Here is an 8,947-nt window from a genome sequence, read left to right on the forward strand (position 1 = left end):
GAATTAAAACTTCTTAATTTAACTTAGCAAAGAATAAATACTCATCTATGATTTTCTTTTTCTCACCAACCCTACTTTGATAGTTCTGTCTCAATTTAACTATCGAGGAATAGCTGTGTTCACAATATCTATCACTTTGAAAATAATCTTGAACTATGTTGAAACCGAAATCTTGCAGTTCTTCACCTTTAGACCAATGATTCCAATGGTTTCGTCCACCATAATAGCTCATAATTATATACTTAGGATCAACATCGCAAACCATTTTGTCTAAAGCGTGAATAAATTTATCCCTAAAACAAAAGTCACTTGTAAAATCATCATCAGGATTTTGTCCCCTAACAAACGATAGTTTGTCTAAATAAGAATCTAGGTCAGGTATTTCAGCGTAACAAGCAATAAAATTCAACAAGTGATAATAGGCGGTATATTGTCTAAAATTATAAGGTGGATCAATATAAAGCAAGTCTACCTTAATGTTGTTCTTAGAGGCTACTACTAGCGCATCGTCGCAAAATGAAAAACCTTTCGGCCCAGAATTTATATACACCGCTGGGATTTTTAGGTACATATCCTGTAATGAGTTTGGCCAAAGCTTGTTGCGATTAAAGTCATGAAAAGTGCCATTAACATTTGCTACTAGCACAACCTCTTCAATTATCGAGGTTAATATAAAGTGATACTCAGACTCAGAAATCATTTTAGATGAATACCAGCTTTTCAGATAATAAAAAATATTATCAAGTTTGATGGCATTATCTTTCGAGAAGTAATTTCTTTTTCCCTCAGTGCCCCTCATACTTTTAAAGTATGACTTAGTTCCATATTGAGTATAATAATCTAAAAAAGTGTAAGTAACAAAAGGTAAAACCTCTGTTAGACTATTTAAAAAGTTGAAGACTCTGATAGAGTTAGTTAGCCTACTATCTACTAACTCCCTGATTTCAGATTCAGAAATATTATAATTCTTTAATAGATCTTTGATCAGTCTATCAGCAAGTAAAAATTTAGACTCATTAACCATAAATGATTTTAGGCTTTCAAACTCTGGGTATGTACTAAGCCCAAGATATGTTTTCCCCAATACTTGAGAAAACCTATTTGCATCATTTGAATATGTAACATAACCTTCTTGTTTGAACATTCTCGCAACGTTGGTTGTCCCCGAAAAAATATCGAGAACTGATTTAGCATCAGGACAATTGACTTTTGCAAATGACTTAATGTCGTCGAGTAGAACCCTTTTATTACCAAGATATTTTTCCATTATCATTCCATCTCACAAACAACGAACATTTCACTGTGTTTAATACTATCAACGTTATTCTTATTGGAATGCAGTTTTCTATGCTTATGGCTATCGTTGTGAACGAAACTCACTTTACTGTAATATTTTCTGGCTATTTGCTCTATTCTTTCCTCAGATAACAATCTGCTCCGCTCATTGTTATCTACATCAAAGGGTGAGTAAGAAACAATTAAAGGGGCGTTGAACTTGCTACAACCTGCAAATAACTTATCAAATGCGTTTATCGCTGAAGAAGGAACACAAAACTCCGATTGATGTCTATCCGTCCTATACAACCCATTCATAATCACTCTTATACCTTTTTTATTCATAAAGGATAATGAGGGAGAGTCATACAAGGCTATTGTCTCTAATACATGATAAAAACGACTGTAGTGATCAGTTGTATATGGCGGATCTGCGTAAAAACAACCAACTTCTTTATCGTAATTTTTCAAAAAATTAAAGACGTCAGTACATATTACTTCATGGTTATCGGGCTTAGGGATATGTTGTTGAGCACTCAAGAAGTTGATAAACGCCTTTTTTACTTTTTCAGGAACATCGTATGATTTGTTTTGGATGGTACGAGCTAGCTGTAATTTTTTAATCTCGCCCTTAGTGTTAGTTAGTTTCATAGGTTGTGCGAACTGCTTGCCAACGGTATTAACTATTTCACTACAGGCACTTAATAAAGATGAAATAACAATACTTCGATCATCTACATTCTTTAATTCATCCGCAGATTGTCTTATTAAGTCGATGAGTAAAGCTTGTCTATATGAAAAATAGACACCACCGTATAAATATAGAGTCTGAAAAGACTCTATATCCTTCAAAGAAATCACATCTGAGATCAGCGATTTCAGCTTAGTATCTTCGTTTTCAATTTGAATGGGATTGACCTTAGTTGTATATAAAGAAGCACAAGTAGAGAAGTTTACTAGCAGATCACTCTCTCCATTTGAGGCTTTATCTAACAAAAGTTCTTCGTATTCAATTAAAGAAAAGATGCTTTTATCGGTGAGCATGAAAGTATCATTCACCTCTTTTAAAAACATAGCCATACCTTGATGATCTAAAGTTGATCTATGCAGTAAAGAGCTAGTTAAGATGGCAGAGTACCCTTGAATATCACAAGCAGTAACATCATGCTTGTTAGCCATGTAGCTAGATACTACACCGCTTCCAGCGAACAGATCACAAAAACGGCCTTCTTTTGCAACCTGTTCCACAAGGACTTCTATAGAGGTTAGAAGTTTCAATTTACTACCTAGATACTGTATTGGACGAAATGGAACTACTTTCATTTCCTCATGTATCGAAATTGATTTCAACTTAGTCATGTGTTTTTCTGAGGGTTGAGCTTGTCCATTTTCCCACTTGCTAATAGTTACATTAGTAACGCCAAGCGCCTCAGCTAACTCTTCTTGAGTTAGCTGGCGTTTTAACCTATATGCTTGAATATCCAAAGCCCACTCTCTTACGGTAACTTAAATGTAGAATGATTATGATAACATATGTAGATGTGTTTTTAAACTTTTACATTTAGTAGAGTTTTAAGCTTTAAGAAAAAATCTAAGTATAATTATGCTTTAGGTAACAGTAACAGGCATCTCCTTCTATTTATTACACAGCTTTAAACCTATTTCTTTAGCCTTATTAAGCTCAACATTATTTTTGATACTATATGGCACATTTGAGCGCATATTACTATTTTTTAAAGAGTTGATTGTCAACAAATTCAACGATATACCAATATGGGATTCATCTGTGAAATATTTTGGATAAGACTATACTTCAAGTCCTAGAACAGGTTAATACTGTATGATATCTAGTCTAGTCATAGGGCAATGTGAATAGATAAGGTTTACTGCACTTAAAAGACCTTAGTACCTCATCTACAGATTTATCATACCTTTGAGGTATGGGATTACAGTCTGTTGCTGGTAGCAATAAGGATAAATATAATATTCGTTTATTCGCGTGACCGATTTTCAAACAACCTTATTGTATTTAAATTTCATTTTATGAATAAATACAATCATTTGTTGTTCAAGCAATTATCTATCGCTGTCTTAACCCAATTGGAACTCTCACCATTCGTGTGTTTAAAGTATTTAATGGTGTCAAATTCAGATATTACGCTTACATCGGACAACCGACCATCATTTCTAAATAACTGACCTAAAATTCGTCGTATAGCATCGTTTATAAAGGCATCTCCATTTGCTACCTTTATAACAATACCGCTAGTTTGGCTGCCTTTTTTCTGACAATCAAATATATAAAAAAGCCCAATTTTAGTAATCAGACGCATAACGAACACTACTTTCACATCAGAGTCATACTGCGTAATGCGCATACCCCGCACTGTCTCGCCAATAAATATATTATCATCAGCAAGATTTACGCAATCTATGATTACAGGAAAGTAGCCCGAAGTGACTTTAAGATCTTGAGCATAACGTAATAGACGCTCAAAATTGTTCTTTATTGGATGAATCGCACCACTCTCTACTAGAACTTGGATCCTGCCAATATCACCATTAACATTGCCGTCCTCTCCATCTGAAAAGGTGTTGGGCTCATGTTGAGGTAACCTTACAACCTTTGAGTTACAAGTATCTATAACTTCATCTAAAGCTAAATCCTCGCTCTTTACAAGCGCCCTTATCTTACCTATCTGCTCTATTCTATGTCTTACTACAGCAGTGGTTATATTATTAGCATCTCTTTGAGCCTCTAATATTATTTCATCAGATTCAATAGTGTTGTAGATTGGTTGAAACTTTAATGTTTGAGGTTCAACACCTTCACCGTATGTGGCAGAATTAGGCTTATCTATCCTATACTCTATTTCAGATCCCTGTGGCATAGACATACCTAAAATTTCGGTGCAAAGTATGGTCTGATCATCAATTTTCAAACCTGATATCTTAAGTTGAATTTCTTGCTTATGATAAGGCTGAGCCATTAGAGAAAGGTACTGCCTATCATTTCTAAGCATTCTTGAATTGAGATTCCAAACTACTTTTTTGGTATAACTATTTGTTTTCAAATAGAATAAGAATACAGCGTCGGCAATTACACATCGATCAGGTATGGTAATCAGAGCACCGTAGTTATCATTTATATTCAACCTTTCTTCGGCTTCCTCTTTGTGGTAACTAATCAGAACTTTATTGATCTCTTTCGATATCCCGTAATGTGCAACGAAAAATAAAACTGATGGGATAACTATTTTAGTAGTACCAGTCTGTACAACGAGGTTGGTATTAGAGTCTGTTTTAATGTCATCAACTGGATAGTTATCAGGCTCAAGAATATAATCGCCTTTATTCGCTGAAATACCAAAGTGGTTAGTATATGTAAGGTTTGGGCGTTCTTGTTGCTTATCGTTATATGCATCTAACGTGGCATATAATGTTTCAAAATCGTACTTGTCCTCACAGATACCATCAACCCAAATAGACCCTATAGGTAACTTTAATATCGATTTGATTGATACTCCGACTACAACTTGTTTTTTGGTAGTAGAATTTAAAAAGTACACTTGAACCGTTTTACGTCTACGATAATAGTATATTTTCCCATACCACAGTACGACATACTCAGTCTTTGGATTATAATAACTCCCTAGACATACCTCAAAATATTTTCGGATATTTACCATACCCATATACTTAACTTTTTTACCATTACTCTTGAATAACGTATCAAACATAGCTCACTCTCAATCCATTTGTGTTAGGTAGCGAGTTAGCTATGTTAGTGAGAATTACTTTAAGAGAATAGAGAGTATCGAGGATAGGTTTATGACATCTATTCTTGGAATATGACATCAATTGTTGGAATTGACAACCTCCACCAACCAACGCCACGGCTGATATGGTATGATGGACTTGGCGAAATGGCCGCGTGCCATAGTCATAGTCGCTGTCGGCAACCGAATACGTACTAGCGACTTCCAACGCATCTTCATCGCTTAAATCTGGCAAAATAGTGGGTAATCGTGACGCCATTAACGTCTTGCCCGAACCCGGTGGCCCTGTAAATAGTAGTGAATGACCACCAGCAGCGGCAATTTCTAACGCCCGCCTAGCATGATGCTGACCTTTAACATCTGCCAAATCTACTTTATAACCAATATGCTGCTGCGTGTCACTTGGTTGCACCACTTTTAAGCGCTCATCTATAAGACTAGAGTCTGTTAACGATTGCAAATGGCTACAGACCGACTTTAAGTTTTGCGCAGCTAATATCGTCACCCCATCAACGCGGCTTGCCTCTGCTCCATTGTCACAAGGTACGATTAACTGACGTAGCGGCGAATCTTGTTCAGTATTTTTACATGCTGCTAGCATTTCTGCTTTTATCGCTCGTGCTACTGCCAAGCTACCGCTCACTTGTCGCAGCTCGCCATTAAGCGCCAGCTCGCCGATAAACTCAAACCCTGATAGCACTTCTGGCTCAAGCTGCCCACTGGCGGCTAAAATCCCGATCGCAATTGGCAAATCCAATCTTGCACCATCTTTTGGCAAGTCTGCTGGTGCTAAATTAATCGTTAAGCGCCGATTGGGGAACTGAAACCCCGAATTAATGATGGCGGAGCGCACCCTATCTTTACTTTCACGTACCGCAGCGGCAGGCAGACCGACAATGGTCAGCGCTGGCAAGCCTTGTGATAAATGCACCTCGATAATGACTTGTGGCGCGTGCAGTCCGACAACTGAGCGCGTATAGACTTGGGCGAACGACATCAGCGTTTCCTACTATGAAGATTAATCGATAATAGAGCATTATTAATAAGTGCGCAAATGTCGTGAATTAATATTTATAAAGTCACCTAAGTAAGGGAGTTTTAAACCTGCTATTTTAATAAATAAGGACAATTCTTTTGTTATTTTCACACCAAACAACCGTTATTACGTTCTTTGATTTATTCGCTAGCATACATATTTGAAAATGTTATATGATTGATGAATGTTTTTAATTTTCTTCTTTATCATTATTTGTACGCAATGAAAAATAAGACAGATAAAAGCATGGCAATAAAAGGATTTTATTGACACTTAAAACTCGATGACAAGTTTTTATCATCGCTTTATCAAATCGTAATTAACCATGGATGGGTAAGCTTATGAGCATCAACGTGCTTAATCGGCGTGTACATACACTCACGCTATTAACGATGGCAGTCACTCTGGGATTGTTTGGCTGTTCGGATAACGACAATTTTAACGGCAATATAGACGACGGCACTGGTGATAGTACTTATGCGGCGGATATCCAGCGCACTGAATTTGGTATCCCGCACATCACTGCTAAAAACTATAAAGGTCTGGGTTATGGCGTCGGGTATGCTTTTGCCGAAGACAATATCTGCTCTTTAGCACGTGAAATTGTAATCGCCAAGGGCGAGAGTATGCGCTATCTAGGTGCTGAGGGTAATGAGAATAGCGATGTTTTCTACACTTGGTATAACTCTCCTGAACGACGATCGGGTTTTCTAGCGGCTCAAGACCCTGAAGTGGTTGATGCGGTCAAAGGCTATGCCGCTGGCTACAATCGCTATTTGCGTGACAAAGGGGTCAAAAATATTGAAGACCCTGCCTGTGCAGGCGCTGAATGGGTTCGCGAAATTGACATCGACGATATGTTAGCCCTGTATGGCAAAGCCAATTTACGCGGTGGACTCTCTAACTTCGTCAAACAAATCGTACAAGTAGCTCCTCCAGCGTCAGGTATCGTCATGGGAAGCTCTAGAATGAGTAGCCCTGAACCTAAAGCAGAGTCGGATGAAAAGTTCGATATGACAACTATCAACGTATTAGATGGCGGTAGTAACGCTTATGCCTTTGGTAGTAAGGTAACAGGTACTGATAGTGGCGTGATGTATGGTAATCCACATGAACCATGGGAAGGCGTTCAGCGTTTTTATGAATTTCATATAACAATACCAGGTAAGCTTGATGTGATGGGTTCCGCTCAGCAAGGTCAACCTTTTATCAACATTGGCTTTAATAAAGACGTGGCTTGGAGCCATACGGTATCGACTGCTAAGCGTTTTACCCTTTATCAACTTAGTCTAGTCAACGGCAATCCTTTTAAATACAATTATGTCAACAGCGCCGGTAAGGTTGAACAACGTGATATTAAAACGGTTCCAGTCACTGTTAAGATGCCAAACAATCAAACAATAACTCGGAACATCTATGTTTCACATTATGGACCAATACTCAATGCAAAACTGCTTGATCCTCGCCTACCAGCATGGGGTGATGCTAATAACGTTGTTTATACAATCCGTGATGCTGCGTCTGAAAACCCTAGAGCCCTCAATCAGTGGCGCAGTATGAATATGGCCACTAGCGTTGAGAATCTCGTCGATAGAATGCAAAAAATTCTAGGCCTAGGGTTTGTCAATACCATTGCTACTGACCGTAACGGTAAAGCACTTTATGCCGATATCTCAACCGTACCTAATGTCACTAGAGAAAAGTTAGCAGCTTGCAGTGCCAATGCGGGAGCCGCTCTTCCTCTTTTGATTGCCGCAGACTTACCTGCACTTAATGGTAGTACTGCTGCCTGTGAGTGGGATACGGACGCCGACTCGCCACAAGCGGGTATCTTTGGCGGCGCAAACTTACCGTACTTGATTCGTGATGATTATGTCCTAAATTCAAACGACAGTTATTGGCTCAGTAATGCAGAAAAACCATTAACTGGATTCTCCCCATTATTAAGACGTAGTTTGTTACCGCTTTCTGAAGACGCGGCACCGCTATCTTTACGTACCAGAATGGCATTTACCCAAGTATTGGATAGACTGAGCAATAAAGATGGACTTGGTGGCAATAATTTTGATTTAGATAAGCTACAACAAGTCGTCTATGGCAACCGCAGTTATGCTGCCGAATTAGTGCTCGATGATGTCTTAGCAGATTGTACCGCTAACCCTGTATTGCCTTTGAAAGACGGTGGCAGCATTGACGCAACACAGGCTTGTAACGTATTAAGCAGTTGGGATCGCCGCGATAATCTCGACAGCAAAGGCGCTCATGTCTTTAGAAAGTTTTGGACCAATCTTGGTGTGAGTAATTATGCAGGTTTTGGTGTTCCATTTAATAAGGCAGATCCCATTAACACCCCTCGTGACTTAATCATCAATGATAAGACACGTACTGCGCTTGGCGACTCAATCAAATATTTTAATGATAGAACTATTGCGCTTGATGCGCCATTAGGAAGCTTGCAGTTCGTTATTGATGCAGGCAAGAACAATGAAAAGATTCCTATGCATGGTGGTTTTGGTGGTGAAGGCGTCTTCAATGTCGCAAGCTCAAGTCAAAACAGCGATGGCACTTATGGTCCAGTGACCAATGGTCCAACCTATATGCAGTCAGTGACCTTTGATAGTAAAGGTCCAGTAGTAGAAGCGCTGTTGGCTTACTCGCAGGCCTCAGATACGACGCGCCCTTATCATCGTGATCAGACGCGTAAATACTCGGCTAAAGAATGGATTCGCCTGCCATTCAGTAAGAGCGAAATCTCCAAACAAGCGGTTAGTGATGTGATTAAACTCAGAGAATAGTACTCGCTAATTTTTATGATTAATAAAAAGACTTTAGGGCAATGAACTGACCCCCGAAACTT

General features: G+C 38.5%; 4 protein-coding genes and 1 pseudogene. 1 reads left to right on the top strand and 4 read right to left on the bottom strand.

What is annotated here, in order from left to right; translation table 11 throughout:
* Positions 1–13 precede the first annotated feature (13 nt).
* The 4 genes and pseudogenes from B4K26_RS03705 to B4K26_RS03720 all read right to left on the bottom strand — a co-directional run.
* Positions 14–1,267 (bottom strand): DNA adenine methylase, encoded by a 1,254-nt coding sequence (locus tag B4K26_RS03705; RefSeq protein ID WP_296243614.1) that lies wholly within the window; start codon positions 1,265–1,267, stop codon positions 14–16.
* A 2-nt stretch (positions 1,268–1,269) separates the two neighbouring features.
* On the bottom strand, positions 1,270–2,760 hold the full coding sequence (locus tag B4K26_RS03710; RefSeq protein ID WP_296243616.1) for a DNA adenine methylase: 1,491 nt from the start codon (positions 2,758–2,760) through the stop codon (positions 1,270–1,272).
* Positions 2,761–3,332: 572 nt separating this feature from the next.
* The gene (locus B4K26_RS03715; protein ID WP_296243617.1) at positions 3,333–5,015 is read right to left on the bottom strand and encodes a hypothetical protein; all 1,683 of its coding nucleotides are present in this window, start codon (positions 5,013–5,015) and stop codon (positions 3,333–3,335) included.
* A 136-nt stretch (positions 5,016–5,151) separates the two neighbouring features.
* Positions 5,152–6,051: pseudogene (locus B4K26_RS03720) on the bottom strand (YifB family Mg chelatase-like AAA ATPase); the annotation flags it as partial.
* Positions 6,052–6,431: 380 nt separating this feature from the next.
* On the opposite strand from B4K26_RS03720, the gene B4K26_RS03725 reads away from it, so the two are divergent.
* Positions 6,432–8,885, top strand: coding sequence for a penicillin acylase family protein (locus B4K26_RS03725; protein WP_296243619.1), 2,454 nt, complete (start codon positions 6,432–6,434; stop codon positions 8,883–8,885).
* Positions 8,886–8,947: the final 62 nt, after the last annotated feature.

This window comes from Psychrobacter sp. UBA6766 (genome assembly GCF_002453355.1).
In the GTDB taxonomy this organism is placed as follows: domain Bacteria; phylum Pseudomonadota; class Gammaproteobacteria; order Pseudomonadales; family Moraxellaceae; genus Psychrobacter.